The sequence below is a fragment of the Roseateles violae genome (assembly GCF_030410485.1).
Lineage (GTDB): Bacteria > Pseudomonadota > Gammaproteobacteria > Burkholderiales > Burkholderiaceae_C > Roseateles_D > Roseateles_D violae.
In genome coordinates this window covers 864,217-890,587 of sequence record NZ_JAUHHC010000001.1, presented here as the reverse complement: position 1 = coordinate 890,587, position 26,371 = coordinate 864,217, and the positions used below count along the sequence as shown (strand labels likewise).

At 69.6% G+C, this 26,371-nt stretch carries 25 protein-coding genes and 1 pseudogene; 14 read left to right on the top strand and 12 right to left on the bottom strand.

Annotated elements, in window-relative coordinates:
* Nucleotides 1-5: 5 nt before the first annotated feature.
* A complete protein-coding gene (locus QWJ38_RS04040) occupies nt 6-482 on the bottom strand; it encodes a hypothetical protein (RefSeq protein ID WP_290357748.1) in 477 nt (158 codons plus the stop codon).
* Nucleotides 483-679: 197 nt separating this feature from the next.
* Here QWJ38_RS04040 and QWJ38_RS04035 point away from each other — a divergent pair, with 197 nt between their 5' ends.
* The 4 genes from QWJ38_RS04035 (at nt 680) to QWJ38_RS04020 (ending at nt 4,983) form a co-directional block, all read left to right on the top strand.
* Nucleotides 680-2,299, top strand: coding sequence for an ABC transporter substrate-binding protein (locus QWJ38_RS04035; RefSeq protein ID WP_290357747.1), 1,620 nt, complete (start codon nt 680-682; stop codon nt 2,297-2,299).
* A 6-nt stretch (nt 2,300-2,305) separates the two neighbouring features.
* The gene (locus tag QWJ38_RS04030) at nt 2,306-3,208 is read left to right on the top strand and encodes a LysR family transcriptional regulator (protein ID WP_290357746.1); all 903 of its coding nucleotides are present in this window, start codon (nt 2,306-2,308) and stop codon (nt 3,206-3,208) included.
* Nucleotides 3,209-3,311: 103 nt separating this feature from the next.
* Nucleotides 3,312-3,914, top strand: coding sequence for a M15 family metallopeptidase (locus QWJ38_RS04025; RefSeq protein ID WP_290357745.1), 603 nt, complete (start codon nt 3,312-3,314; stop codon nt 3,912-3,914).
* Between the two features lie 25 nt (nt 3,915-3,939).
* Nucleotides 3,940-4,983 (top strand): S66 peptidase family protein, encoded by a 1,044-nt coding sequence (locus tag QWJ38_RS04020; RefSeq protein ID WP_290357744.1) that lies wholly within the window; start codon nt 3,940-3,942, stop codon nt 4,981-4,983.
* Nucleotides 4,984-5,259: 276 nt separating this feature from the next.
* On the opposite strand, the gene dacB is transcribed toward QWJ38_RS04020, so the two are convergent.
* Nucleotides 5,260-6,708, bottom strand: a complete 1,449-nt coding sequence (dacB, locus tag QWJ38_RS04015) for a D-alanyl-D-alanine carboxypeptidase/D-alanyl-D-alanine endopeptidase (RefSeq protein WP_290357743.1) — start codon at nt 6,706-6,708, stop codon at nt 5,260-5,262.
* Nucleotides 6,705-7,628, bottom strand: a complete 924-nt coding sequence (locus tag QWJ38_RS04010; protein ID WP_290357742.1) for an ornithine cyclodeaminase family protein — start codon at nt 7,626-7,628, stop codon at nt 6,705-6,707. The genes dacB and QWJ38_RS04010 overlap by 4 nt, the downstream gene beginning before the upstream one ends.
* Before the next feature lie 332 nt (nt 7,629-7,960).
* Between QWJ38_RS04010 and QWJ38_RS04005 the strand changes: the two genes are divergently transcribed.
* The 4 genes from QWJ38_RS04005 (at nt 7,961) to QWJ38_RS03990 (ending at nt 12,502) form a co-directional block, all read left to right on the top strand.
* Nucleotides 7,961-10,819 carry a TonB-dependent receptor domain-containing protein gene (locus QWJ38_RS04005; protein WP_290357741.1) on the top strand — a complete coding sequence of 953 codons (2,859 nt, stop codon included), beginning with the start codon at nt 7,961-7,963 and terminating at the stop codon, nt 10,817-10,819.
* A gap of 405 nt (nt 10,820-11,224) precedes the next feature.
* On the top strand, nt 11,225-11,653 hold the full coding sequence (locus QWJ38_RS04000) for a VOC family protein (RefSeq protein WP_290357740.1): 429 nt from the start codon (nt 11,225-11,227) through the stop codon (nt 11,651-11,653).
* On the top strand, nt 11,643-12,005 hold the full coding sequence (locus QWJ38_RS03995; protein WP_290357739.1) for a hypothetical protein: 363 nt from the start codon (nt 11,643-11,645) through the stop codon (nt 12,003-12,005). Before QWJ38_RS04000 ends, QWJ38_RS03995 begins: the two co-directional genes overlap by 11 nt.
* 38 nt (nt 12,006-12,043) lie before the next feature.
* On the top strand, nt 12,044-12,502 hold the full coding sequence (locus QWJ38_RS03990) for a cupin domain-containing protein (protein WP_290357738.1): 459 nt from the start codon (nt 12,044-12,046) through the stop codon (nt 12,500-12,502).
* A 40-nt stretch (nt 12,503-12,542) separates the two neighbouring features.
* Here QWJ38_RS03990 and QWJ38_RS03985 read toward each other — a convergent pair whose 3' ends face one another.
* From QWJ38_RS03985 to QWJ38_RS03970, 4 genes are all read right to left on the bottom strand, one after another.
* A complete protein-coding gene (locus tag QWJ38_RS03985) occupies nt 12,543-13,448 on the bottom strand; it encodes a S66 peptidase family protein (RefSeq protein ID WP_290357737.1) in 906 nt (301 codons plus the stop codon).
* A gap of 4 nt (nt 13,449-13,452) precedes the next feature.
* The gene (locus QWJ38_RS03980) at nt 13,453-14,625 is read right to left on the bottom strand and encodes a serine hydrolase (protein WP_290357736.1); all 1,173 of its coding nucleotides are present in this window, start codon (nt 14,623-14,625) and stop codon (nt 13,453-13,455) included.
* Nucleotides 14,622-15,878, bottom strand: coding sequence for a D-amino acid dehydrogenase (locus tag QWJ38_RS03975; RefSeq protein WP_290357735.1), 1,257 nt, complete (start codon nt 15,876-15,878; stop codon nt 14,622-14,624). The genes QWJ38_RS03980 and QWJ38_RS03975 overlap by 4 nt, the downstream gene beginning before the upstream one ends.
* A 129-nt stretch (nt 15,879-16,007) precedes the next feature.
* A complete protein-coding gene (locus QWJ38_RS03970) occupies nt 16,008-17,195 on the bottom strand; it encodes an amino acid aminotransferase (protein WP_290357734.1) in 1,188 nt (395 codons plus the stop codon).
* Nucleotides 17,196-17,310: 115 nt separating this feature from the next.
* Here QWJ38_RS03970 and QWJ38_RS03965 point away from each other — a divergent pair, with 115 nt between their 5' ends.
* On the top strand, nt 17,311-17,769 hold the full coding sequence (locus tag QWJ38_RS03965) for a DUF3597 domain-containing protein (RefSeq protein ID WP_290357733.1): 459 nt from the start codon (nt 17,311-17,313) through the stop codon (nt 17,767-17,769).
* Between the two features lie 68 nt (nt 17,770-17,837).
* Entirely contained in the window at nt 17,838-18,107 is a 270-nt protein-coding gene (locus QWJ38_RS03960) for a DUF2277 domain-containing protein (protein ID WP_290357732.1), read from the top strand.
* 1 nt (nt 18,108) lies between these two features.
* Here QWJ38_RS03960 and QWJ38_RS03955 read toward each other — a convergent pair whose 3' ends face one another.
* The 3 genes and pseudogenes from QWJ38_RS03955 to QWJ38_RS23960 all read right to left on the bottom strand — a co-directional run.
* The gene (locus QWJ38_RS03955; protein WP_290357731.1) at nt 18,109-19,185 is read right to left on the bottom strand and encodes a DUF2332 domain-containing protein; all 1,077 of its coding nucleotides are present in this window, start codon (nt 19,183-19,185) and stop codon (nt 18,109-18,111) included.
* Nucleotides 19,182-19,676, bottom strand: a complete 495-nt coding sequence (locus QWJ38_RS03950) for a glutathione peroxidase (protein WP_290358057.1) — start codon at nt 19,674-19,676, stop codon at nt 19,182-19,184. Before QWJ38_RS03950 ends, QWJ38_RS03955 begins: the two co-directional genes overlap by 4 nt.
* 495 nt (nt 19,677-20,171) lie before the next feature.
* A pseudogene (locus QWJ38_RS23960) lies at nt 20,172-20,576 on the bottom strand (EamA family transporter); the annotation flags it as partial.
* Between the two features lie 190 nt (nt 20,577-20,766).
* Between QWJ38_RS23960 and QWJ38_RS03940 the strand changes: the two are divergent.
* Nucleotides 20,767-21,693: a hypothetical protein gene (locus QWJ38_RS03940; protein ID WP_290357730.1), complete on the top strand. Its 927-nt coding sequence runs from the start codon at nt 20,767-20,769 to the stop codon at nt 21,691-21,693.
* A 146-nt stretch (nt 21,694-21,839) separates the two neighbouring features.
* Here QWJ38_RS03940 and lplT read toward each other — a convergent pair whose 3' ends face one another.
* Nucleotides 21,840-23,120 (bottom strand): lysophospholipid transporter LplT, encoded by a 1,281-nt coding sequence (gene lplT, locus QWJ38_RS03935; protein ID WP_290357729.1) that lies wholly within the window; start codon nt 23,118-23,120, stop codon nt 21,840-21,842.
* Nucleotides 23,121-23,351: 231 nt separating this feature from the next.
* Here lplT and alr point away from each other — a divergent pair, with 231 nt between their 5' ends.
* Genes alr through arfB form a run of 3 tightly spaced genes read left to right on the top strand, consistent with a single transcriptional unit; the run spans nt 23,352 to nt 25,383 of the window.
* On the top strand, nt 23,352-24,461 hold the full coding sequence (gene alr / locus QWJ38_RS03930) for an alanine racemase (protein ID WP_290357728.1): 1,110 nt from the start codon (nt 23,352-23,354) through the stop codon (nt 24,459-24,461).
* A 4-nt stretch (nt 24,462-24,465) separates the two neighbouring features.
* On the top strand, nt 24,466-24,954 hold the full coding sequence (locus QWJ38_RS03925; RefSeq protein WP_290357727.1) for an acyl-CoA thioesterase: 489 nt from the start codon (nt 24,466-24,468) through the stop codon (nt 24,952-24,954).
* A gap of 15 nt (nt 24,955-24,969) precedes the next feature.
* Nucleotides 24,970-25,383, top strand: coding sequence for an alternative ribosome rescue aminoacyl-tRNA hydrolase ArfB (gene arfB, locus QWJ38_RS03920; RefSeq protein WP_290357726.1), 414 nt, complete (start codon nt 24,970-24,972; stop codon nt 25,381-25,383).
* Here the strand turns inward: arfB and QWJ38_RS03915 are convergent.
* Nucleotides 25,364-26,254 (bottom strand): DMT family transporter, encoded by an 891-nt coding sequence (locus tag QWJ38_RS03915; protein ID WP_290357725.1) that lies wholly within the window; start codon nt 26,252-26,254, stop codon nt 25,364-25,366. The genes arfB and QWJ38_RS03915 overlap by 20 nt on opposite strands.
* Nucleotides 26,255-26,371: the final 117 nt, after the last annotated feature.

Sequence of the window (26,371 nt, the reverse complement as noted above, 5' to 3'; positions counted from 1 at the left end):
CGGCCTCAAAGCAGGACCGGGCGGCTGTCCAGTTCGCGCTGCCATCCGTCCTCCAGCACCAGGAAGAAGGTGGTCCGCGTGTCGGCGGCGGCGAATTCGAGGCCGTAGGGGCGCTGCTGCGCGCTGACGATCTTGCCCTCGGCCAGGCGGCCGACCTGGGCCGCCTCGCGCGGCAGCAGCAGGAAGAACTCGTCGCGCTCGCCGGCCAGCGCCTGCAGCCGCAGGCGCAGCAGGCCCGGGCGCCCGGCCGCCTCGGCCATCTCGATCAGCTGGTAATCGCCGGCGGCGACCTTCTTGTCGCCGGTGGACGAGGCGCTGGACTTCTCGATCGAGGTGGAGGAACTGCCCACCGAGGTGGAGGCGCTGTCGGAGGCCGAGGAGGCGGCCGAGCTGCCGGCCAGCGCCGGCAGCGCGGGCAAAGCCGTCGCCAGCGCGGCGGCAAACACGAGGGAAGTCTTGACCAGCTTGTCGTTCATCATCATCAGGGGAGCGGGCTTCGCGGCGCGAAGCGGGAGGGGGAAGAAGAGGCCGAAACCGGCGCAGCCGGAAGGATAGCGCGTCGAAGCGGGTCTTCCATAAGCAGAAGTTATAGACTCCACCGGACTTCTCAGTTGTGGGCCTTGATGCGCGTTTCAAAATGCGCTTCATTGTCCCGCCAAGCCCCGCTGCCGCCGCCACGATGAAAACCACGCCCACCCTGCTGCTCCCCCTGCCCCGCTTGGCCGCCCTGTCGGCCGCCGCCCTGGCGCTGACGACCCTGCCCGTGCTGACGGCCCAGGCGGCCGGCAAGCCGCTGGTCTATTGCGCCGACGCCAGCCCCGAGGGCTTCGACCCCGGCATGTGGGACAGCGCCAGCACCAACAACGTCAGCCGGCAGATGTTCCAGGGCCTGCTGGACTTCAAGCGCGGCACCACCGAGCTGGTGCCCAAGCTGGCGACCGCCTGGACCATCTCGCCGGACGCGAAGACCTTCACCTTCACCCTGCGCCGCGGCGTCAAGTTCCACAAGACGCCCTACTTCACGCCGACGCGCGAGCTCAATGCCGACGACGTGCTGTTCACCTTCCAGCGCTTCGTCGACCCCGAGCACCCGTTCAACAAGGCCTTCCCGGCCAACTTCGTCTATCCGAACAATCTGGGCCTGGCCAAGCTGCTGGACGGCATCGACAAGGTCGACGACTACACGGTGCGCTTCCGCCTGAAGGCGCCCAACGTCACCTTTGCCGCCAATTTCGCGATGGCCTGGGCCGGCATCCATTCGGCCGAGTACGGCGCGCAGCTCTTGAAGAAGGGCGAGGCCGGCCAGATCAACAATCAGCCGGTCGGCACTGGGCCCTACCGCTTCAAGTCCTATGCCAAGGACGATGTGATCCGCATGGAGCCCAACCCCGACTACTGGGGCAGCAAGCAGCAGAGCTCGGCCCTGGTGTTCAGTATCAGCCGCGAGCCGAATGTGCGGGTGCAGAAGCTGGCGGCCGGCGAATGCCATGTGACGGCGGCCATCCGCGACGTCGACGTCGCCGCGCTGGACGGCAAGCCCGACATCAAGGTCGAGAAGATCCAGGCGCTGAACATCTCCTACCTGTCCTTCAATATGAAGAACGCGCCGACCGACAAGCGCGAGGTGCGCGAGGCGCTGGACATCTCCATCGACCGCAACGCGATCTTCAAGGCGCTGTTCCCGCGCGGCGACGCGATGCAGGCGGTCAGCGCCTTCCCGCCGGCCATCCCCGGCTACAACAAGAAGCTGAAGAACGAGTACAACCCCACGCGCGCCAAGGAGCTGCTGGCCAAGGCCGGCTACAAGGACGGGCTGGAGCTGGACCTGTGGGCGCTGCCGGTGACGCGGCCGACCAATCCGAACGGCCAGCTGATGGCCCAGCTGATCCAGCAGGACTGGGCCAAGATCGGCGTCAAGGCGAACATCAAGACCTATGAGTGGGGCGAGTACCTGAAGCGCGCCAACAACGGCGAGCACAGCGTCTATATGAGTGGCTGGTCCGGCGAGACCGGCGACGCCGACGAGTTCCTGACGCCCAACCTCAGCTGCGCGGCCAACAAGAGCGGCGTCAAGTTCTGCAACAAGGATTTCGAGAAGCTGATCGACGAGGCCCGCGCGACCACCGACACCAAGAAGCGCCTGGCCCTGTACGAGCAGGCGCAGGAGGTCTTCAAGCGCGAGCGCCCCTGGATCACGATGGCGCATTCGACCGTCTACATCCCGGTGCGCAAGGACGTGGTCGGCTTCATCATGGCGCCGAACGGCTCGGTCGACTTCGAGAACGTCTACCGGAAGTAATCGGGCATGAGGCTGCGCCATATCGAAGTCTTCCACGCGATCATGCAGGCCGGCACGATCAGCGGCGCGGCGCAGCTGCTGCATATCTCGCAGCCGGCCGTTACCAAGGTGCTGCAGCATTGCGAGCTGCAGCTGGGCATGCCGCTGTTCGACCGCGTGCGTGGCAAGCTCTACCCGACGCCGGAGGCGCAGCGCCTGTTCGTCGAGATCGACAAGCTGAACCGCGATCTGGTCGGCATCCGGCGCCTGGCCGCCAATCTGCGCAGCGGCGAATCGGAGCAGGTGCGCCTGGTCGCGACGCCGACCCTGGCCGCCGCCGTCGTGCCGGCGGCGATGACGCAATGGTGCCGCGCCTTTCCGCTGGGCCACTGCTCGCTGGCCACCAACCACACGCGCGAGATCGTCGCCGCACTGCTGCTCGGCGAGGCCGATCTGGCCCTGTCGCTGCAGGACCCGCGCCATCCCGGCATCAAGGCCGAACCGCTGGCCAGCGGCACGATGATGGCGCTGTGCCCGGTCGGCAGCCCCGAGGCGCAGGGCCAGGGCCCGCTGTCGATCGCCGAGATCACCAGCGAGCTGGTCGGCCTGGCCGGCGACGACCCGCTGGCCAATGTCGTGCAGAACGCCAGCGAAGCCCAGGGTGCGCCGCTGCACAGCCGCATCAGCGTGCAGACCTACCAGCTGGCGCGCGCGCTGGTCGAGGCCGGCGTCGGCATGACCGTCGTCGACCCCTTCACCGCCGCCTCGGCCGACCGCGCGCGCGTGCGCCTGCGGCCGCTGGCGCCGGCGATGCCGGTGCATCTTTACCTGCTGACCGCGGCCAGCGCGCCGCTGGCGCAGACGGCGCGCCGCCTGGTCAAGTACCTGGGCGATGCGGCACGCGAGAACCTCGAGAGTTTGAACACATGAACGCGAGCGCAGCGAAGCGCCGGGCCGCCGCGCCGGGCCGCCCCAAACAAGGCCCGTCCCTCACGGAGGGTCGATCGCCGTACCCGGCGAGCGGGGAGCCAACATGATTCCTTGCGAAGACGTGCCGTCGCATCCGGACTTCCGTTCGCTGCTGAGCATCCCCGGCATCAGCGTCGAGCTGCGCTACGCGACACCCGACAACTTCGTCGGCCATGACGTCTATGGCGGCCTCGACTGCGCCTGGCTGCGCCGCGAGGCGGCCGATGCGCTGGAGCGCGCCGCCGCCTGGCTGGCCGAAAAGCGCCCCGGCTATTCGCTGCGCGTGCTGGACGCGCTACGGCCGCAGCGCGTGCAGGAAGTGCTGTGGGCCGAGCTGCAGGGCACGCCGCTGACCATGTACCTGGCCAACCCGGAGCGTGGCTCCATCCACTCCTTCGGCATGGCCGTCGACGTCACCGTCATCGATCCCGAGGGCCGCGATGTCGATATGGGCTCGGGCTTCGACGAGATGAGCCTGAACTCGCACCCCGACCACGAGGTCGAGCATCTGGCGCTGGGCCTGCTGCAGCCGCAGCATCTGCTCGAGCGCGGCTGGCTGCGCGCGGCCATGCGCCATGCGGGCTTCCAGAGCATCAGCACCGAATGGTGGCACTTCGACTTCGGCGACCGTGTCGCCGTGCGGCGCGATCTGCCGCGCGTGATGTAGAAAAAAGAAATCCGCACCGAACTCCATGACGACTTCCCGACGCCATTTCGGCCAAGCCCTGCTGGCGGCCGCTGCCGCCGCGCCCGCTCTTGCCCACGCCGCCGCCGGCCCCCGGCCTGCGATCCACGCCAGGCGCCTGCGGCCCGGCGACACCATCGGCCTGGTCAGCCCGGCCAACGCCACCTATGAGCGCGAGCCGCTGCAGATCGCGATCGAGCTGCTGCAGGCGCTGGGCTTCAAGGTCAAGCTCGGCGCCAGCGTCGCCGCGCGCTACGGCCAGTTTGCCGGCACGGATGCGCAGCGCGCGGCGGACATCAACGCGATGTTTGCCGACGACGCGGTGGCCGGCATCATCGCGATGACCGGCGGCTCGGGCTGCAACCGCATCGTCGACAAGCTGGACTACAAGCTGATCGCTGCCAAGCCCAAGTTCTTCGGCGGCTTCTCGGACCTGACCTCGCTGATCAACGCGATCCACACGCAGACCGGCCTGGTCACCTTCCACTGCCCGGTCGCGGGCTCGGAATGGAACGGCTTCAGCCTGGCCAGCTTCCGCGCCATCGTGATGGAGGGTCAGGCCTACACCTTGCGCAACCCCAGCGGCGAGCGCGGCGACAACCTGGTGCAGACGCAGGACCGCATCACGACGATACGCGGCGGCAAGGCGCGCGGGCGCCTGCTCGGCGGCAATCTGGCCGTGCTCAGCTCGCTGGCCGGCTCGGCCTACTACCCGGACTTCCGCGGCGCGGTGCTGTTCCTGGAAGAGATCAACGAGTACATCTACCGCTGCGACCGCATGCTGTCGACCCTGCGCCTGGCCGGCTCGCTCGACGCGCTGGCCGGCGTCGTGATCGGCAAGTTCACCAAGTGCGAGCCGGGCGAAGGCAATTACGGCACCCTGACCCTGGACGAGGTCTTCGACGACTACTTCAAGGGCCTGAACGTGCCGGTGTTCCGCGGCGCGATGATCGGCCACATCAAGCGCAAGCACACGCTGCCGGTCGGCGCCGAGGTCGAGATCGACGCCGACGCCGGCACGATCGAGCTGCTGCGCCCGGCGACCGTCTGAGCTGAAGCCCCTCGTCCAAGGAGTACCTTGGCCGGCCATCGGCGGCACGCCGATGGCGCTCGTGCCGTCCAATCCCGCGCAGGCGGGATTGGAGCCGCGGCACTCGCTCCCCGTGGGGACCGAGAGCGGACACAAACAGTCCTGAGGACTGTTTGTGCCAGCGAGGGCCATCAGCCTCTGGCTGATGGCGGCGATGCTTGCCGGATCGACGGGCAGGCACATCGCCGAGGCCGGCCGGCTTGGGAGCGGCCCGGCGCTCGGCCCGCAAGGCGCCGCTCAGCGCTGGCGCGCCACCCAGTCGACCAGCGCGTCGATCACCGGTCGGCCGTTCTTCGAGGCCAGTTCGTCGTTGAGCATGGCGACGACGATCCAGGGCCGATCGGCGGCGTCCGGTACATAGCCGGCCAGCGCGACGGCGCTGTGCAGGGTGCCGGTCTTCAGGCGCGCGCGGCCCTCGGCCGGCGTGCCCTTCAGGCGCCGGCTCAGGGTGCCGTCGACGCCGGCGATCGGCAGGGTGCCGAGCAGCTCGGGCGCCTGGCGGCCGTCCCAGGCGACGGCCAGGAGCCCGGCCAGCTGCGCCGGCTTGATCTTCTCGATGCGCGACAGGCCCGAACCGTTCTCGAGCACCAGGCCCTCGGCGTCCAGGCCCTTGGCCGCGAACCAGTCGCGCACGACGCGCTCCGAAGCGGCCAGCGTCGTCTCCTCGGCGCGGGCAACGGCGGCACCCAGGCGCAGATAGGTCAGCCTTGTTGCCGGGTTGTCCGAGCTCTTCATCATGCCGCGCAGCACCTCGGCCAGCGGCCGGCCGCGGTGGCTGGCGACGATGCGGGCCTGCTCGGGCGTTGCCGCCTCGCGGTCGCCGCCGGCGATCGTGCCGCCCAGCTCGCGCCAGAGCTGGCGCACGGCGGTGGCGGTCAGCCATTGGCGCTCGACCAGGTTCAGCTCGGGCTTTTGCGTGCAGTTGCGCGGGAAGGTGCCCAGCAGGCGCACGCGCTGGATGCCGCCCGCCGTCTCGGTGACCGGCACCCGCCACTCGTTCTCCCAGTCCTTGCAGGGCAGCTCGTTCAGCGTCAGGCCGCGCGCATCGATCTCGATGCCGGGCCAGGCCGGGCTGACCCGGGCGCTGATGCCCTTGGCGTCGGCGCTGATCGTGTAGTCGAGCACGCTGGTGTTCAGCTGCAGCGCGTCGGGGATCACGTTGTACTGGAACTCCGGCTGCTCGTCGAAGCGCGGCACGCCGATGTCCATGCGCGCCGGGCGGAACAGCGTGCGGTCGACCACCAGGCCGCCCCGGATCTCGCGCAGGCCCGCTTCGCGCAGCTGGCGCAGCAGCATGTGCAGGGCACCCCAGTCCAGATCGGTGTCGGCGCCGCCGCGCAGATAGAGCGCGCCGGGCAGCACGTCGCCGACCGGCGTGCTGTCGATCAGCAGATCGGTGCGGCCGCGCGCATTGGCTCCCAGGCGATCCAGCGCGACGATGCTGGTCAGCAGCTTCATCGTCGAGGCCGGCTGCATCGGCCGCTCGGCGTTGAAGCGCAGGCCGCGATCGCGCTGGTGCAAGGGGAAGGCGACGATGCCCAGCACGCCCTCGCTCATCTGCGCCTTGTCCAGCGCCTGCCGGACCTCGGCCGGCAGCGGCGAAGCGGTCGGCGGCGTCGTCGCCTGCTGGGTCGCACAGCCGGCCAGCAGCAGGCCGGCCGCGAGCAGGCTCAGCGCGGCCCTCATGCCGCGGCTCCGCCCTGCAGGCGGCGGTAGATCCAGTGCGCGATCGCGACGTCCTCGAGGCCGATGCCGACGCTCTTGTAGACGACGATGTCCCGCTCGCCGCGCGGCCGCGGCGCGGCCAGCAGCGCGCCCAGCTCGGCGACGCGTGCCGGGTCGATCACGCCGGCGGCAGCGCGCTTGAACTCGCCCGCCTCGCCCTCGGCGGCCGGTTTCCATTCGACGGCGATCAGCGCAGCGCGCGCCAGCAGCGCATCGTCCAGCTCGCGCGCGACCGGCTTGCTGGAGCCGACCGCGGCGACGAAGCTGCCCGGCTTGACCCAGGCGCCGTCGAACAGCGGCTCGGTGGCGCGGGTGCAGGTGGCGATCACCTCGGCCTGGCTGGCGGCCGTCTGTGCGTCGACCGCCTGCGCCGGCAGGCCATGGGTGGCGGCGAGCTCGGCGGCAAACTCTCCCGCGCCGCTGCGCGCGCAGACCAAAACGCGCTCGAACTTGCGCAGCGGCAGCAGCGCCTGGGCATGCGCGCGGGCCTGCGTGCCGGCGCCGAAGATGGCCAGCGTCTTCGACTCGGGCAGCGCCAGCGCCTCGGCGGCGACCGCGGTGGCGGCGGCGGTGCGCAGCCGGGTCAGCTCGTTGGCCTCCAGCGTCGCCAGCGGCGCGCCGGTCTTGCTGCAGAACAGCGTGATGACGAACTGGAACTGGCCGTTCAGGGTCGAATAGACCTTGGTGCCCAGCACCTCGGGCAGCACGGCGCCCATCGCGCTGACCATCAGAGCCCGGCCGTCCAGGGTGGCGGCGGCGCGGCCGCGCGCCAGCACGCTGGCCAGGCCCTGGCCCTGCTGCAAAAAGGCCTGGCGCAGCGCCTGCACGGCGGCGTCCAGGGTGAGGGTCGCGCGGACTTGCGCTTCGGTGATCAGTTGCATGGCGGGCTGCGCGGCTGGGACGATGTGGCCCGCACTGTATCGGCCCGCGGGCCCGCGCGGCAGGGGGCCGGCCCGCAGCGGCCATAACTGTTTGAGCGCCTTGCCAGCAGCGGCGGAATGGGCGCTTCGACTGGGCGAAGGGCGCGCCGGCATCGCGCGCATTCCCCCAGGTTATGCATGCCCGACAAGCATTCATTGCGCGCGCCGCAACAAATGCGGTCCGCCCCTATGGCTTCGTGCCGGATTCCTCACCGATCATGCTGCAAAGCTATGCAAAGAAATGCTGCCTGCGCTTTGCGCCGCCCCACAACGTCGTTGAAGGAGATACTTCCGTGAAACTGAAGAAACTGACGCGCAGTCTGGCCCTGGTCGGCCTCGGCTCGCAATTGCTGGGCGTGGCGCTGGCGCAGACCACCCCGACCGCGCCGGTGCAGAAGGTCGAGAGAGTCGAGGTCACCGGCTCCAGCATCAAGCGCCTGGCCAACGAGGGCGCGGTGCCGATCCAGGTCATCACCGCCAGCGACCTGAACGCCAAGGGCATCACCTCGGCCGAGGAAATGCTGCGCCAGCTGGCCGCCAACGGCGTCGGCGCCGACAACGCGACCTCGAACAACAATGTCTTCGGCTCCGACACCGACCGCCTGACCGGCGGCGCCTCGAACGCCAATCTGCGCGGCCTGGGCCCGAGCAGCACGCTGGTGCTGCTGAACGGCCGCCGCATCGCCGCCCAGGGCATGAGCGGCGGCGCGGTCGACCTGAACGCGATCCCGATGGCGGCCGTGTCCCGCATCGAGGTGCTGAAGGACGGCGCCTCGGCCATCTACGGCACCGATGCGATCGGCGGCGTGATCAACTTCATCCTGAAGAAGGACATGGAGGGCGTCGACGTCAAGGTCGACTGGGCCCAGCCGCTGGAAAACAGCGCCGGCACGACCCGCCGCGCCAGCATCACCGGCGGCATCGGCTCGCTGGAGCGCGACAAGTTCAATCTGATGGCCAGCCTGACGCTGGACAAGAACGACATCCTGCGCGGCAGCGACCGCGAATGGGCGAACGGCTTCCAGCCGGATCGATTCCTGTCGCCGGATTCGTCCAGCCACCCCTTCGCCAACGTCCTCGGCAACTCCTCGACCGTGGCCGGCACCGCCCTGGGCGGCGCCAACGGCACGACCGGCTCCACCGTCGGCACCGGCGACCCGCTGAAGTACACCCGCATCAACCTGCTGGCGCTGGCCGGCCAAGCCGGCTGCGATTCGATCGACACCGGGGTGAAGTACCAGCCGCAGCTGTGGAACGCCACCGTCACGCCGGCGGTGAACGCCTCGACCAAGTACCTGTGCAACACCGACTACGGCGCGCAGTACATGCTGGCCCCGGCCAAGGAGGCCTACAACCTGGTGACGCGCGGCAATCTGCAGATCGCCGACAACCATACCGCCTTCATCGAGCTGAGCGCCTCGCGCAGCGAGGTGACCGCCGAGCTGGTGCCCAGCCAGTTCAGCACCACCAATGCCTCGGGCACGCATTACCCGGTCAACGGCCCCTACTACCTGAACCTGAAGAACTACGGCGTCAACGAGTTCGACCCGACCAAGCCGATCGCCTACCGCTGGCGCATGCAGGACTTCGGCTACCGCACGCAGGAGCAAGTGGCCGAGAACGCCCGACTGCTGGTCGGTGTCGACGGCACCGTCGGCGAATACGATTACAAGCTGGGCCTGTCGACGGCCAAGGGCGAGGCCTGGACCAATCTGGTCGACGGCTACGCCTATCTGGGCAAGCTGGTCGACGCCTTGAAGACCGGCACCATCAACCCCTGGGTCAAGCCGGGCGAGAAGCAGACGCAGGCCGCGATGGACCTGATCGAGTCGACCAAGGCGCGCGGCAAGCTGCAGGGCGGCGAGACCACGCTGCAGCAGTTCGACGGCGCGATCTCGGGCAATCTGATGAAGCTGCCGGCCGGCCCGCTGGACTTCGCCGTCGGCTTCGACCTGCGCAAGGAAAGCTTCAAGTTCGCGCCCGAGACCGGCAGCTTCACCTGCAGCGACAGCCTCGCGCCGACCATCAACGCCGACAACCCCGTCTACGCCAACATCGTCTACAACTGCCCGGGCAACACGGCCATTCCGAAGATGTCGCGCGACGTCAACGCGCTGTATGGCGAGCTGGCCGTGCCGGTGATGAAGGGCCTGGACCTGCAGCTGGCGATCCGCTATGACAAGTACAGCGACTTCGGCGGCACGACCAACCCCAAGATCGCCTTCCGCTACCAGCCGAACGACGTGATCCTGTTCCGCGGCTCGGTGAACACCGGCTTCCGCGCCCCGAGCTTCCAGCAACTGGCGCTGAACACCGCGCCGCTGCTGGACACGGCGGACTTCTCCGATCCGGTGCTGTGCCCGACCGATCCGACCCAGTGCGCGATCCGCCTGAACTACACCAACTCGGGCAACCCGGGCCTGTCGGCCGAGAAGTCCAAGCAGGGCACCTTGGGCATCGTGCTGTCGCCGGTGCGCGACCTGACCATGTTCGCCGACTACTGGCGCGTCGACCTGGACGAGCGGATCAAGAAGCTGACGCTGGGTGAGCTGAAGGCCAACTACAACCTGTTCGCCGAGCATTTCCTGCGCGACCCGGCCACCAACAAGATCCGCCTGGTCGAGGCCGGCTGGATCAACGCGGCCGACAGCTCGACCCAGGGCCTGGACTACGGCGCCAGCTACGCGCTGAAGCTGTCCTCGGGCCTGTGGACCGCCAAGCTGGACGGCACGCACATGATCAGCCACAAGGAGCGCGCGATCGCCAGCCAGCCGCTGCAGCAATATGTCGGCGCCTTCGGCCTGCGCACCCTGTACCTGAAGGACAAGTTCAGCTTCGACATCGGCTGGGCGGGCGATGCCTGGGCCACGACCTTCAGCACGATCTACAAGTCGGGCTACAAGGACCAGGACATGACGCGCTTCAACATCCCGCTGCGCGACATCCCGAGCTACACAACCTTCAATCTGTTCGGCAGCTACACCGGCGTCAAGAACCTGACGCTGACGGCCGGCCTGCGCAATCTCTTCGACAAGGCGCCCAACTTCACCTACCACAACGTCGACGACGTGGTCGGTGCCGGCTGGGATCCGCGCGTCGCCGACCCCTTCGGCCGCACGCTGGTGCTGTCGGCCAGCTACAGCTTCCGCTGATCCGGCAGCGGCACCCGGGCTGCGGCCCGGGTGGCCGTCGATACCCAAAGCCCCGCGGCGAGAACCAGCGGGGCTTTTTTTTGCGCTCGTGCGCGGCGCTGTGCGGGGCCGGGTCTTGCCGCGCGGCTCTTACCGTGTATTTGCCGTGTATCTTTAGTACGCTAGCAATGCGCACGCTGCCTTGTCATACGGACGGATCCGGTATCAGAGCGACAGCAGCGGTCTCTCGGATTTCAAGCCAGCATCATGATCGTCAGACGCCATCAAGTCCCCACGGGATCAATCCGGCCACTAGGTCTCCGATCCGGATGTACCGGTCGCGAATGATGTCTAGGCCCGCCGCCAAGGGGACGCGCCTGCGGCCAGCCCCTTGCCGACCCTAGGCCGCAGTGAAGGCGTCATGCCATGGAATCCAATCGCTCCATGCCTCGGTCCCAGATCATTCCCGAGCTTGCCTACCCGGACGTCCACGCCGCAACTCAATGGCTGATCGAGGCCTTCGGTTTCTCCGTTCGCCTGCGCATCGGCTCTCATCGCGCACAACTCGAGTTCGGCAGCGGTGCCCTTGTGCTGAGAGCCGGTCCCGCCCCCACGGCAGCGGAAAGCGCCTGCCACTCGATCATGGTCAGGGTCGACGACGTCGACGCGCATTACGCCCGGGCCGTGGCCGCAGGGGCCAAGGTGTTCGGCATCCCCACCACCCATCCCTACGGAGAGCGCCAGTACGCGGCGCAAGACCTGGCTGGGCATTGCTGGGTCTTCTCTCAGTCGGTGGCGGACGTGCCGCCCAGCGAGTGGGGCGGCGAGCTGGTGAGCAAGCCGGATGCGGATTAAGCGGATCGCGATCTGGGCCCTGGCGCACGCCGCCCTGAGTGCCCTGCTTTGGATCTGGTCGCTCGGCGTGGCCATGGGGCTGGGCTTCAAGGATCGCGCGCTGTGGACCGTCTGGGACCAGGTCCAGTCGGCGGTCGTGCCGGCGCTCGCGTTCACGCTGACGCTGCCGGGACGCTTGTGCTTCGACCTGGACCTTGGCTGGGCCGGTTTCCTGCTCGCCTGGGCAAGCAACAGCCTGCTGTGGGCGACTGTCTTGACGAGTGTCCACTCAATGGTGCGAAGGCGGCGCCATGCGAGACAAGCGGTCGATCGACACGCAAGCCTTGTCGGCGAGCGTTCATCTTCGCCTTAGCCCGCAGCAAGCATCGCGCAACGATGCCGGAGGACCCCATGCCCAAGCTCGATGTCAGTCGATGGACGGAGCACGCCGGCGCCGTCAATCGCTTGTCCGGCCAGAATGACGGGCCGTTTTCCGAACTGGTGCTCGGCGAGCAAGAGAGGCTCACGCAGTTCGGCGTGCGCCTGGAGCGCCTGCCGCCGGGCTCGCGTTCTTCGCATCGGCATTGGCATGAGACGGAGGACGAGTTCGCCTATGTGCTGGCCGGGGAACTGGTGCTTGTTGAAGACCAGGAGACCGTGCTGCGCGCCGGCGATGCCGCGGCCTGGGCCGCCGGCGATGCGCTTGCGCACTGCCTGGAGAATCGGTCGAGCGAGGATGCCGTCTACCTGGTCATCGGTGCAAGAGCCCACAGCGGCGTCGTGCACTATCCGGATCACGGCATCGTCTTGCATCACGAGGGCGAAGTCCGCCGCTTCACGAGGACGGACGGTTCACCGATCGAGCCCTGAGCCCGGTGAGCCCCGGGCCTCCCGTCCGGCACCAGCAGCCTCAGCGCGGGGCCATCGGCAAGGCGAGCCGCCTTTGCGCCACATCCATCACGAGCCGCAGTCCCAGCGGCAGCGGCTCGTTGGGTCGGCAATGGCCGGACGGCCAGCCGGCCAGGATGGGCTTGCCCAGCGGGCGCAGATAGTCGGCCAGCACCTCGTCCGGCGCCTCGGCCTCGCTGAAGCTGCCGACCAGGAAGCCGGCCGCCTGGTCCAGCACGCCGACCAGGCGCAGCTGGGCCAGCATGCGGTCGACGCGGTAGGGGTCCTCGCCGATGTCCTCCATGAAGAGGATGGCGCCGCGCGCGTCGGGCAGCCAGCGCGTGCCGACCAGGGCGGCCAGCACGGCCAGATTGCCACCGATCAGCCGGCCCTCGGCGCGCTCGCCCTGGCTCAGCGTATGCGGCGCCATCGCCGGCGCGATCACATCGCCGGCCGCGTAGCCGCGCCGCAGGCGCTCGAACAGGGTGCGCGCGTCGGCCGCGCCCTCCGGCGCCAAGAGGTCCGAGGTCGGCATCGGCGCATGCAGGCCCGGCAGGCCCAGCGTGTCCAGCAGGCCGTGCAGCGAGGTGATGTCGCTGTAGCCGATCAGCAGTTTCGGATGGCGGCGCAGCAGTTCGGTGTCGATGCGGTCGAGCAGGCGCGCGCAGCCATAGCCGCCGCGCAGGCACAGCACCGCCTCGACCTCGGGGTCGGCGAAGGCGGCGTGCAGATCGGCCAGGCGCTGTGCGTCGTCGGCGGCCAGGAAGCCCAGCCGGGACGGGCCGGCGCAGCCGGGGAAGACCCTCGCCTTGAAGCCATGCGCCTCGAGCAGGGCCGGCACCTGCTCCAGCTGGCCCGGCTTGGGCGGGCCGGCCGGCGCGATCAGGCCGAGGGTGGCGCCGGGGCGCAGGGCGGCGATCCGGGTCATCGCATCAGTCTCCGAGGAATTCGCGCAGCCGCGCATCGACGGCCGCGCCCAGCGCCGGCAGGCGCCAGTCGGCGACGCAGCGGCCCGAAGAGTCGGCCGGTGCGTAGCGGCTGCCCAGATTGCTGGTCAGCGCGATCAGGTAATGGCGCCGCGCCGGGGCAATGCCCTGCACGATACCGGCATCGGCGCTGTAGTTTTCGGTATTGCCGGTCTTGTGGGCGAAGCGCACATCGCCGCCGCTGGCCGCGCCGGGCATGCGCGCCGGCAGGCCCGCCACCCAGCCCGGCAGCTCGGTGATCGCGCTGCTGGAGAGGATCTGGTGCAGGCGTTGCTCGGCCAGGCAGTGCAGCACATGGGCGCGGCTGGCGCCCAGCAGCGGTGGCGCATCGGCGGGCCGCCAGGGCGCGGGGGGCGCCGCCGGGTCGAGCAGCCACAGCAGGCGCACCGTGTCCCAGGCCGTCATCTGCAGCTGGCCGACGCCGGCGCCGGCCGCATTGCCCCAGCCGCCATCGGGCTGCGTATTGGCCAGGCGCAGGCCCGGCAGGCCCAGCGCCTCGAACAGGCCGTGCAGCTCGTTGTGCGTCTCGATGCCGTCGGCGCGGCGGATCGCGCCCGTGGCGTGCAGGAGCGTGACCAGGGCCGAGGTCGAGCGGTTGCAGCTGATCACGGTCATGTCGAAGGCCCAGTCGCCGACCGGGCGTTCGCTGCCGTCATAGCTCAGCGCCTGCTCCCATCTCGCGCGGCCCTGGTCCACCAGGCGCGCAATGCCGACCAGCACCATCAGCTTCAGCAGCGAAGCCGGATAGGGCGCGACGAAGCGCCGCGGGCCGTTGCCGAACAGCGGCTTCCAGTCCATGCGCGTCCAGTCGGCGCCGGGCAGCCAGGCGATCGAGCGGCCGTCTCCGTCCTGCTGGTCGGCCAGAAAGGCGATATTGCGCACCGGCCCGGCCTCGGCGCCGATGTCGGCGATCAGGCCGTCCGGATGCTCGCGCGAGAACAGCACATTGGCGAACAGGGGCCGCCCGTCGGCCGGGAAGGCGGCGACGGCCAGGTCGATGCTCGGATGGACGCCGACCGGCGCGCCGCCCTGCATCGAATCGGGCACCCGGGTGAAGCGCTGCGCGCGCACGGCGCCGAGCAGCGCCTCGGCCAGCACGGCCTGCAAGGTCGGCGTCATGACTGCGGCAGCCTCAGGCCGTCCAGTGCCACCGGGCTGGCGCGACCGGCGATCAGCTCGGCGACGATCTCGGCGGTGCCGAAGGAGAAGGTGAAGCCCAGAGCGCCATGGCCGACATTGAGCCAGAGATTGGGCAGGCCGGAGGCGCCCAGGATCGGCGCACCGCTGGGCGTGGCCGGCCGCAGCCCGGCCCAGGCGACGGCCTGGTCATAGTCGGCCGCCTGCGGAAAGGTCGCGCGCACCGCGCGCTGCAGCGAGGCGATGCGCTGCGGATCCAGGCGCAGGTCGTCGCCGACCAGATCGACCATGGCCGCCACGCGCAGCTGCTCGCCGATGCGGGCGTAGAGGATCTTCTTTTCGAAATCGGTGACGCTGACGACCGGTGGCCGGTGAGCGGCGGCTATCGGCGCGGTCAGGCTGTAGCCCTTGAGCGGATAGATCGGCAGCTCGATGCCGGCCGTCTGCGCCAGCGCGCGGCTCTGCAGGCCGGCGGCGATGACGAACTCGTCGGCGGCGATCTCGCCGGCCGAACTTTTCAGCGCCACCACGCGGCCCTGGCGCTGCACGAAGCCCTGCGCCTCGGCCGTGACGAAGCCGCGGAAATTTCCATGCTCGCGCAAGGCTTTAGCCAGCTGCAGGCAGAGCTTGTAGCAGTCGGCGACCGCCTCGCCCTCGGTGAAGATACCGCCGGCCAGCGTCGCCTCGGTCGACTCCAGCGCCGGCTCCAGCGCCACGCATTCGTCATGCGACAGCGCCCGCTCGGGACCGCCGGCGGGGCGGCGCTGCAGCTTGGCGGCGACGCGGGCGAACTCGGCCGGCTTGCGGTAGACGACCAGCTTGCCTGGCGTGCGCAGCGAGATGCATTCGAGCCGCGCCGCCTCGTTCAGCTTGCCGAAGGCGGCCTGGCTGTAGGCACCCAGCTCCAGGAGGCGAGCCGTCATGCGCTGGTTGACCGGCCCGCGGCAGGCGCGCAGGAAGGCGAACAGCCAGGACCACTGATGCAGGCTGAACTCGGGCTTGAAGCGCAGCGGGCCGTCCGGATCGAGCAGCCAGCGCAGCGCCTTCAGCGGCACGCCCTCGTCGGCCAGCGGCGAGACATAGCGGTAGCTGAGCTGTCCACCGTTGGCGCGGCTGGCCCCGGTGGCCACCTCGGCTTCGCGCTCGACCAGCGTCACCGCATGGCCACGCTCGGCCAGGGACCAGGCCGTCGTCAAGCCGACGACCCCTCCCCCAATCACCACACAATGCTTCATCCTGAATCTTGGGCTTCAACCGATTGCCGGCAGCGTAAGGATGAAGCGGCCGCCTCGCCAATGAAAGCGGCGCTGGCAGCCATAACCCTGTCGAATGCCCCCCGGGGGGCCTGGCAGGGTAGGCGCTCGCTAGCCCAGCACGGCGGCCATCGCGACCGCGGTCGTCTCGACATTGCGGCTGTTCAGGCCGGCCACGCACATGCGGCCGGAGCGCACCAGGTAGACGGCGAACTCGTCCTTCAGCCGGTCGACCTGGGACGCGGCGAGGCCGGTGTAGCTGAACATGCCGCGCTGGGTCAGGAAGTAGTCGAAGTTGCGGCCGGGCAGCTTGGCCGACAGCACCTCGTGCAGGCTCTTGCGCATGGCCTGGATGCGCTCGCGCATCTCGGCCACCTCGCTCTCCCATTGCGCGCGCAGCGCCGGGTCGCTGAGCACGCGCGCGACCAGCTGGCCGCCGTGCAGCGGCGGGTTCGAGTAGTTGCGCCGGATCATGAACTTCAGCTGGCCCAGCACATTGGCGGCCTGCGCCGCGTCGGGGCAGACCACCGACAGCGCGCCGCAGCGCTCGCCGTACAGGCTCATGCTCTTGGAGAAGCTGTTGGCGACGAAGAAGGACAGGCCGGCCGCCGCCAGTGCGCGCACCGCGAAGGCATCCTCCTCGATGCCGTCGCCATAGCCCTGGTAGGCCAGGTCCAGGAAGGGCAGCAGCTCACGCTGCTTCAAGACCGCGATCAGCTCGGTCCACTGCGCCTGCGTCAGGTCGACCCCGGTCGGGTTGTGGCAGCAGGCGTGCAGCAGCACGACGCTCCTGGCCGGCAGCTGGGCAATCGCCGCCAGCATGTCGGCAAAGCGCACACCGCCGGTGGCCGGGTCGTAATAGGGATAGGTCTTGACCGCGATGCCCGAGCCCTCGAAGACGGCGCGGTGGTTGTCCCAGGTCGGGTCGGAGACGTAGATCGCGCTGTCGGGGAAGTAGCGCTTGATGAAATCGGCGCCGACCTTCAGGCCGCCGCTGGAGCCGACGCTCTGGATCGTCACCGTGCGTTCGCGCACCGGATTGTCCGCGCCGAACAGAAGCGCCTGCACGGCGCTGCGGAAATTGGCCGCGCCCTCCATCGGCAGATAGGGCCGGGCGCCGGCCTCGGCGACCACGGCCAGCTCGGCGCGGCGCACCGAGTCCAGCATCGGGATGGTCCCGGCGTCGTCGAAATAGATGCCGATCGAGAGATTGACTTTGCCGGCGCGGGGGTCCTTCTGGAAGGCCTCGTTGAGACTCAGGATGGGATCGCCGGCATAGGCGTCAACGTGCTGGAACATGGGCGGGAACTCCGAAAGCTGCGGACGGTTGCGTGGCCCATTATCGGCGCGCCGCCCGGCCCGGGAACGGCGCCTGCCCCGCGGGAGGACTTCCACTCGACCACGGAGCGATGCCATGAGCATCTTCAGCAAGATCCTGTCCAAGCTAGGTTTCGGCGCGGACGCGGCGGCCACGCCGGCGGCCACTCCCGCCAACACCACCACACCCACGGCCACGGCCGCGCCCGGCACCCCGGCCGCGGCGCCACCGGCCGGCGCGGCGCCGGCAGCTGCACCGGCACCGGCGGCCGCCGCACCGAGGCCGGCGGCGATCAGCGAGGTCGACGTCGTCGCCAAGCTCGAGGGCCTAGCCGCCCAGCATGCCGAGCGGCTCAACTGGAAGACCTCCATCGTCGACCTGATGAAGCTCTTGGGCCTGGACAGCAGCCTGGCCGCGCGCAAGGAGCTGGCCGCCGAGCTCGGCTGCCCGCCGGAGAAGATGGCGGATTCCGCGCAGATGAATATATGGCTGCACAAGACGGTGCTGACCAAGCTAGCCGCCAATGGCGGCAACATCCCGCCGGAACTGCTCTGAGCTTGCGCGGATCGAGCGGCGCGGCCGGCGCCCGAGCGTAGGATGGCCTCAACCCTGGAGGCGTACCCATGTGCAGGAATATCCGCACCCTGTTCAATTTCGAACCGCCGGCCACCGAGCTCGAGATCCGCGACGCGGCCCTGCAGTTCGTGCGCAAGCTGAGCGGATTCACCGTGCCGTCCAAGGCCAACGAGGCGGCCTTCGAGCGCGCGGTGGCCGAGATCGCCGCCTCGGCGCGCGTGCTGATCGCCGATCTGAAGACCACGGCCGCGCCGCGCGACCGCGAGATCGAGGCGGCCAAGGCGCGCGAGCGATCGGCGCTGCGCTTCGGCAACTAGCTCATCCGAGCCACTGCAGCCAGCGCCCATGCGGGTGCGACCAGGCCAGCGCGCGGACGCCCGTGGCCGACTGCAGGGTCCACAGCGTCGAGGGCTCGGCGCCTGGGGCCAGCGGCGGCAGTGCCAGGCCCGGTGGCCGCTGCGCCGGCGATTCGGCGCTGAGCCAGAGCAGGCCGCGCTCGCGCACCAGCCGCCCCAGCCGCTCGCGCAGCCGCGTCAGTTCCTCCGCCGAGAAGTAGTACAGCACCCAGCTGTTGAACAGCAGCGGCTGCACGCCGGCCGGCAGACCGTCGAGCCAGGGCTCGACCGCCGCCAGGCAGTCCTCGGCCTGCTGAACCCGCCAGCCGGCCCGCCGCGCCAGGGCCAGCGCCTGGTCCAGCCGCAGCGCGCGCTCGCGGTCATGCGGCCACAGGCAGGCGCGCAGCCAGCGCACGGCCGCCTCATCGCCCACATCGATCGGTGCCGGATCCAGGCCCGCGCGGGCGGCCAGTCGCCAGGGCCGGGCCGGCGGCGGCGCTGCGTCGCCGAGCCAGTCGCAGGCAATGGTCGGACGCCCGGCCGCGGCCGGCGCGCCGAGCGCGAAGCGGCCGTAGTCGTAGCGGTACTCGTCGACGCCCAGGTTCAGGCCGGCGCTGGCGCCGAAGTCCAGCAGGGCCAGCTCCTGCCGGCCCGTCAGCACGGCGATCTGCTGCAGCGCCGGCCACAGCACCGCGCAGCGGCCGATCTCGTTGGTCTGCGTGCTGCGCTGGCGCAGATGCTCGATCAGGCGCGGCCGCTCGAGGCGGGCGAAGTCCAGCAGCGCGGCCGGCAGCGCGGCATCCGGCAGGCGCGTTCCGCCGACGCTGGGGTAGTAATCGCGCAAGGGATGCGCGACGCCGGCCAGCACCCCCTCGTGCAGCGCCGCCAGCAGCAGGTTCGGCTTGCGCTGCGTCGCCGGCGCCTCGGCCATCAGCGCCAGCAGCTCGGGCGCCTCGGCCACCGCCTGGCAGATCGCCACATAGAGCGGGTCCTGCGTGCAGTCGACGGCGGCGAAGCGGCGGAAGGGCGCCGCCAGCGCGGGCCCGGCGCCGGCGCTCAAGCCTGCAGCGCCGCCTCGATATCGGCGCGCATCTTTTCCGGCGCCTCATTGGGCGCATAGCGCTTCAGCACCTGGCCGTCGCGGCCGACCAGGAATTTTGTGAAGTTCCACTTGATCGCCTCGGTGCCGAGGAAGCCGGGCTTCTCGCCCTTCAGCCATTTCCACAGCGGATGGGCATCGGCGCCGTTGACCTTGACCTTGCTCATCATCGGGAAGCTGACACCGTAGTTCAGCTGGCAGAAGGAGGCGATCTCGTCGTTGCTGCCCGGATCCTGGGCGCCGAACTCGTTGCTCGGGAAGCCGAGGACGACCAGGCCGCGCTCGGCATAGTCCTTCCACAGCTGCTCCAGCCCGGCGAACTGCGGGGTGAAACCGCAGGCGCTGGCGGTGTTGACGATCAGCAGCACCTTGCCGCGCTGGCTGGCCAGATCGGCCGGCTGGCCCGTGATGGAAAGGGCCTGGAAATCGTAGACGCTGGGACTCGAACTCATTGCTGACGCTCCTTGACGTGCCCGCGATGGTAGCGCCGCCAGCAAGGCGGCGCCGAGGATGCAGGCGCCGCCGGCCGCGGTGCGTGCGTCGAGCGCGCCGCCGCCCAGCCAGATCGCCGACAGCGCCGCCGCCGGCACCTCGGTCAGCATGACCACCGCCGTCACATTGGCCGGCAGCCGGCCGGCGCCGTACTGCAGCGCCAGATTGGACAGCAGGAACAGCAGCGCCATCGCCGTCAGCGGCAGCAGCCACAGCGTGCCCGGCAACGCCGGCCAGCCGATCAGGCCGCCGGCGGCCATTGCGCTGGCGGCCGCGCCGGCGACCAGCACGCCGCCACCGAACATGGCCAGCGCGCGGGCGCCGGCGCCGCGTGCCGCCTCGCGACGCAGCATCACATTGTTGAAGGCGAAGCTGAAGCCGCCCAGCACGCCCAGCCAGTCGGCCAAGCTGGCCGGCAGCGGGAAGCCCCCGCCGGCGGGCGCCAGCACGATGGCCGCGCCGGCCAGGGCCAGCGCCATGCGCAGCGCCGCCGCGGCGCCGAAACGCTCGTGCAGGATCAGGCGCGCCAGCAGCACCGCCCACAGCGGCATCAGATAGAACAGCAGCACCACGCGCACCACGTCGCCGATCGCCACAGCCCAGTTGAAGGCGGTGTTGGTGATGCCGGCGGCGGCCATGATCAGCCACAGGCTGGGCGTGCGCAGGAATTCGAGCCAGGCAGCGCGCTGGCGCAGCGAGATCACGGCCAGCGAGATCAGGTAGAGCACGACCGTGGTCCACAGCGGATGCAGGCCGCCGGCCTGAAACTGGCGGAACGGCCACCAGGACAGGCCCCAGACCAGGGCGTTGAACATCAGGGCCAGGATGGCCAGTGGCGGCGCAGACGAGCGGGAGGACATCGAGCGGGAGACGGGGCCGCGGTTGGCCGGCCGCAACACCCCGGGGCAAGTTCACTGCCCGGGAAAGCCCGTCGACTTGCCCTGGGTTTATAGCATGGCACACTGCGCCGGCCGGCCGTCCAATGGCACGCAGCCCGGGCGGCCGGCCGCCCGTGAAACCAGTTGTTCATCGACAAAGGGAGAGCCGCTCTTGGATCATCTGGCCTGTTTCACCCCGGGGGACCTGCAATCGGCCCGGGCGCCCGACCTGTCCAGCTATCACTGGCGCCTGCTGGCCCAGGGCGACTCCTGGTTCTCGAACGCGACGGCCAAGCTGAATGCCCATGCGAATCTGCTGCAGGAGCTGGTGCTGAAGGAGAAGGCCTGCGTGGTCAACTGCGCCGGCACCGGCGAGGCGCTGGCCCATATGGTGGATCTGGAATCGGCGCCCGACTTCGTGCGCCTGCTGTCCAGCCCCGAGGCGCCGGTCTGGGACGGCGTGCTGCTGTCGGTGGGCGGCAACGACCTGATCGCCGCCGCGCAGACGCCGGCGCACACGGCCGACGGCAAGGAAGTGCCGCTGCATCTGCGCCTCCTGCGCCGCCAGACCGAGTGGGGCCCGCCCTCGGCCGGCGTCGCGCGCTATTTCTCCGAGCCGGGCTGGGCCACCTATGCCGACTATCTGCGCAGCAATGTCCGCCATCTGCTGACGCTGCGCGACCAGGGCCCCTCTGCGGCTAAGCCGGTCTTCATGCATTGCTACGCGGTGCCGATGCCGCGCCCGGCCGGCTCCGAGGACGGCGGCCTGGGCAGCAGCGGGCCCTGGCTCTATCCGGCGCTGAAGGCCTATGCCCTGCCCGGCGCCGACTGGGCAGCGATCAGCCGGCTGATGGTCTTCCACCTGGCCCAGCTGCTGAAGGCGATGGCGGCCGACAAGGCGCAGTTCCCCGGCCTGCATGTGTTCGACTCGACCGCCGTGCCGCTGGCGCTGGCGACGCCGGGCTCCAGCGGCAATAGCGGCGACTGGCACAACGAGATCCACCTGAACCACAGCGGCAGCTTCAAGATCGCCCGTGCCTGGTCCGAGCACATCCAGAACGTGCTGGCGCCCCCCGCGCCGGTCGGCAAGCAGCGTTAGCCCCTCGCCCAGGGAATACCTGGTCGGTCCCCCGAGGGGACGCGGATGATCGCGGGGGGTGCCCCGCGATCACATCCGCTCAAGCCGCCCTTGGGGCGGCCCGGCGGGCGGCTTGAGTTGAATGCATTGAGCCCTGCGGGCTCAAGTCAATGCATCTCGTCGCTGCGCGCCAGCAGCAGCAGGCGCTCGACTTCCTCGCGGTGCTCGACGCAGTTGCGCTGATGCCAGCGGCGGATCGCCCACATGGTGCCGGCGACCAGGGTGCCGAAGACGGCGATGCAGATATAGGCCGACAGGCCCAGCCGCGTCATGCCGGTGTAGAGCGCGCCCAGGCCCAGGATGCAGGCCTGCTCGTTGAAGTTCTGCACGGCGATGGAGCGGCCGGCGCCCATCAGGTTGTGGCCGCGGTGCTGCAAGAGCGCGTTCATCGGCACGACCAGATAGCCGCCGACCAGGCCCAGCATCATCAGGAAGGGCGCGGCGATCCAGACGTTCTGCATCAGGTTTAGGCCGACGATCAGCACGCCCATCACGATGCCCAGCGGGATCACCCGGGTCGCCTTGTCCAGCCGCATATAGACCGAGGCGGCCACCGCCCCGAAGGCGGTGCCCAGCGCGACCACGCCGCTGAGGTTGGAGGCCTGCGTGGTCGTGTAGCCCAGCGCCACCGCGGCCCAGGGGAAGACGATGATGCGCAGATTGCCGGACACGCCCCAGAACAGCGTCGTCGTGGCCAGCGAGATCTGGCCCAGCTTGTCCTGCCAGAGCCGCGAGTTGCAGGCGGCGAAATCGCGCACCAGGCCGGCCGCGCTGTGCGCCACCGGCTGCAGCGGGGTGTCGGTGCGCGGGATGTAGAGATTGAAGCCGGCCGCAATCACATAGAGCAGCACCAGCGTGGCGATCGCCGCCTCGGGCGGCGTGTCGATGCTGGTCGTGATCAGCGGGAAGTCCAGGCCCAGCAGCTTGGGCGCCAGCACCGGGCCGACCAGATTGCCGCCCAGCAGGATGCCCAGGATGATGGAGGCGATCGTCAGGCCCTCGATCCAGCCATTGGCCTTGACCAGCTGCGAGGGCGGCAGCAGCTCGGTCAGGATGCCGTACTTGGCTGGCGAGTAGGCCGCGGCGCCCAGGCCGACGATGGCATAGGACAGCAGCGGATGCGTGCCGAACAGCATCATCAGGCAGCCGACCACCTTGATGAGGTTCGAATAGAACATCACCTTGCCCTTGGGCACCGCGTCGGCGAAGGCGCCGACGAAGGGCGCCAGCACCACGTAAAAGAGCGCGAACATCGGGCCCAGCGCCGGGATCTGCCAGGCCGGCGCCCCGGTGCTCTTCAGCAGTTCGATCGCGCCGACCAGCAGGGCTTGATCCGCCAGCGAGCTGAAGAACTGCGCCGACATGATGGTGTAGAAGCCCTTCTTCATGACAGCGTGCGCGGCAATGAGGGGCGCCATGCGAGGGCCGCATGCAGCCGGCCCGGCATCGTGGAGAAACGCGCTAGAAGTCTGTTCATGTACCCGATAGCTACTACTGACAGCGCCCGCCGGCGGGGCGCCAAGCGCAGGAGCACTGCGGCGGGTTTATAGCATGCACCCCCTTTGGGGGACAGCCATCAGGCAGGGCGGTGAGATTGCTGCAATGCCACAATTCAAGCCATGCCACGTCCGATCGAAGCCCTGATTCATATTCCCGCGCTGGCCCACAATCTGGCCCGCGCGCGCGCCTGCGCACCCGACGCCAAGGTCTGGGCCGTCGTCAAGGCCAATGCCTACGGCCATGGCATCGCCAACGCCTTCGAGGGCCTGCGCGCCGCCGACGGCTTCGCGCTCTTGGACCTCGACGAGGCTAAAGTCCTGCGCGAGCTGGGCTGGCGCGGCCCCATCCTCTTGCTGGAGGGCTGCTTCGAGATGCGCGACCTCGAGCTGTGCTCGCGGCTCAAGCTCTGGCACGCGGTGCACTGCGAGCAGCAGATCGACTGGCTGGCCATGCACAAGACGCACGAGCCGCACCGGGTCTTCCTCAAGCTCAACAGCGGCATGAACCGCCTCGGCTTCACGCCCTCGGCCTTCCGCGCCGCCTGGAACCGGCTGAACGCCCTGCCCCAGGTCGACGAGATCTCGTTGATGACGCATTTCTCGGATGCCGACAGCGAGCGCCTCGGCGCCGACGGCATCGCGCACCAGCTGGAAGCCTTCGAGGCCGTCGCCGCCGACCTGCCCGGCGAACGCTCGCTGAGCAACAGCGCGGCCATCCTGCGCCACAGCGCCCGCGTGCGCAGCGACTGGGTGCGCGCCGGCATCATGAGCTATGGCGGCATCCCCGACTTCCCCGAGCACGACCAGGCCTTCTGGGATCTGCGCCCGGCCATGACCCTGCGTTCCAAGCTGATCGCGACCCAACAGCTGCAGCCGGGCGACACGGTCGGCTACGGCAGCAGCTTCACTGCCGACAAGGCCATGCGCATCGGCATCGTCGCCTGCGGCTATGCCGACGGCTATCCGCGCCATGCCGGCAGCGGCACGCCGGTGCTGGTCGACGGCCGGCGCACGGCGACGGTGGGCCGCGTCTCGATGGACATGCTGGCCGTCGATCTCGACGGCCAGCCCGAGGCCGGCTTCGGCAGCGAGGTCACGCTGTGGGGCCAGGGCCCGCGCGGCTCCGTGCTGCCGATCGACGAGGTCGCGCGCGCGGCCGGCACGATCGGCTACGAGCTGATGTGCGCGCCGACGCGGCGCGTGCCGGTCACCGCGCTGCACCAGGACTGAAGCGATGGACATGCCCGCCCACCAGCTGAGCATGACGGTGCTGATGACGCCGGACATGGCCAATTTCTCCGGCAATGTGCATGGCGGCACGATCCTGAAGCTGCTCGACCAGGCCGCCTACGCCTGCGCCAGCCGCTATGCCGGCCGCTATGTGGTCACCCTGTCGGTCGACCAAGTGATGTTCCGCCAGCCGATCCATGTCGGCGAGCTGGTCACCTTGCTGGCCTCGGTCAACTACACCGGCACCTCCTCGATGGAGATCGGCATCAAGGTCGTCGCCGAGAACATCCGCACCCAGGTCGTGCGCCACGCCAACAGCTGCTTCTTCACCATGGTGGCCGTCGACGAGGCCGGCAAGCCGGCCAAGGTGCCGGCGCTGCGACCGCAAAGCGCGGACGAGCAGCGCCGTTATGCGGCGGCCCAGCTGCGCCGGCAGCTGCGCGCCGAACTCGAGCAGCGCTACCAGCAGATCCGCCAGCCGGGCGCCGTCTAGGCGGCCGCCACGGCGATGCAGCTCGACTGGCGGCCGGCCGACTGGGAACTGGACTTCGGCTTCGTGCGTGCCCAGGGCGCAGGGGGCCAGAACGTCAACAAGGTCGCCAGCGCCGCCCATCTGCGCTTCGACATCGCCCGCTCGACCCTGCCCACCGTCATCAAGGAACGGCTGCTGCGGCTGAACGACCAGCGCATCAGCAAGGACGGCGTCGTCGTCATCAAGGCGCAGGAACACCGCAGCCAGGAGATGAACCGCGCCGAGGCCATAGCCCGCCTGGTCGCCCTGGTGCAGAGCGTCGCGCACGTGCCCAAGGCCCGCAAGCCCACCAAGCCGACCTGGGGCTCGCAGCAGCGGCGGCTCGAGGGCAAGGCGCAGCGCAGCGGCGTCAAGGCCGGGCGGGGCAAAGTCAGCGGCTCGGACGCGTAGCGATATAGATGCTGCCCAGGCACAGCGCCATGCCGGCCAGCGCCAGGCCGTTCGGCCGCCAGCCCTCCAGCGCCGCCGAGATCGCCAGCGCGATGACCGGGATCACCACGCCGGTCAGCGCCGCGCGCGCCGGCCCCTGGGCTTGAGCCAGATTGAAATACAGCACGAAGGCGATCACCGAGCCGAACACAGCCAGGTAGAGAAGCGACAGCAGATAGGGCGGCCGCGCATCGATGTGCAGGCCGGCGCCGCTGGCGAGGGACAGGCCCATCAGGAACAGCGCGCCATAGCCCATGCTCCAGGCCAGGATGGGCACCAGGGGCAGGCCGCGGCGGGTCAGCGTCAGGGTCAGCACATTGCCGATGCAGGCGGCCAGCACGGCGGCCAGGCCCAGCGCCAGGCCGTAGGCGGCGGTCGGCCGCGCGCCGGTGGCGGCGATCTCGGGCCAGAAGATCAGCACCACGCCCAGCACGCCGCCGCTGGCCGCCAACAGAAAGCGCCGCGTCACCTGCTGGCCGAAGAAGATCCGGCCCGACAGCGCATTGCCGAACACCATCAGGCAGAACAGCACCGCGACCAGGCCGCTGGGGATGTGGCGCTCGGCCTCGTAGACGCTCCAGTAATTGCCGCTGTACTGGACGATGCCGGTGGCGGCCATCAGGCCGTGCGCCCCCCAGGGCAGGCCCAGTGAATCGCCGCGCCAGCGGGCGAAGGCCAGCAGCAGCAGCGCCGCCAGCGCAAAGCGCCAGGCGACCGAGTTCAGCACCGGCACGCCGGAATCCAACTGGTAGAGGATCACATGCCAGGTGCTGGCCCAGATCAGGGTCGGGCCCCAGAACAGCCAGCGGGTCGAGAGAGCTTGCGTGGTCATTTGTATTTTTCTTGTGCCGCTCGCCGGGCCGCTCCAAAGGCGGCACAAGTCGATGTCATTGCCGGCCTTCGTCGGCAATGATCGACATCCCCGCGGGGGATCGCCCAGCTACGCCTG